Annotated in this window: 1 pseudogene; it reads right to left on the bottom strand. The window is 73.9% G+C overall.

Features of this window, described 5'->3' with window-relative positions:
* Nucleotides 1-496: pseudogene (locus AC2W7C_RS18805) on the bottom strand (chemotaxis protein CheA); the annotation flags it as partial.
* Between the last annotated feature and the right edge of the window lie 94 nt (nt 497-590).

Genomic DNA, 590 nt, shown 5'->3' with positions numbered 1-590 from the left:
CGACGGGCGCGATGGGAGGCGCGGAGGCCAGCGCCGGCTCGGCCTGCACGCGGGCCAACAGCGCGGCGATATCCAGGTCGGCTTCCAGAGGCGACGGGGCCAGGTCGGGCAGGCCCAGGTCCGGCAAGCCTGATTCCGGCGGCGAGTCGGAGGCCAAGCCCAGCGGCAGGATGCTCAGGTCGCAGTCCGACTCGACGAAGTCGAAGACGTCGCGGACCGCGGCTTCGTCCACGGCGCCAGCCAGGTCCAGGGTCCAGACCAGGCTGTTCTCCTCGGCCTCGAGCGCCTCCAGCATCGGCACGGCGCTGTCGTCCAGCTCGACCGACAGCGGCCCCAGCCGGCCGAGCTCGCGCAGCAGCAGGGCCGTCTCGTTGGCGTTGGCGTACATCCGGCCATGCGGGCGGAACACCACCCGCCAGCCGGTTGCGGCTGCGGCGGCCGAAAGCGGCGGCAGGTCCAGGGCGGGCAGCTCCAGAGAGGGCGCCGCGAAGGCCACCGGCTGGAAGCCGAAGTCGTCGTCCGCCTCTTCGGCCGGCGCCCTGGCCTCGCCGTGGGCTCAGGGCCTCCATCTCGGCGACCAGGCCGGCCAG

Source organism: Brevundimonas sp. CURTG3B2_SDJG (assembly GCF_057364705.1).
Note: the sequence above shows the minus strand (reverse complement) of the source record. Positions and strands in the feature narration are given on the sequence as shown.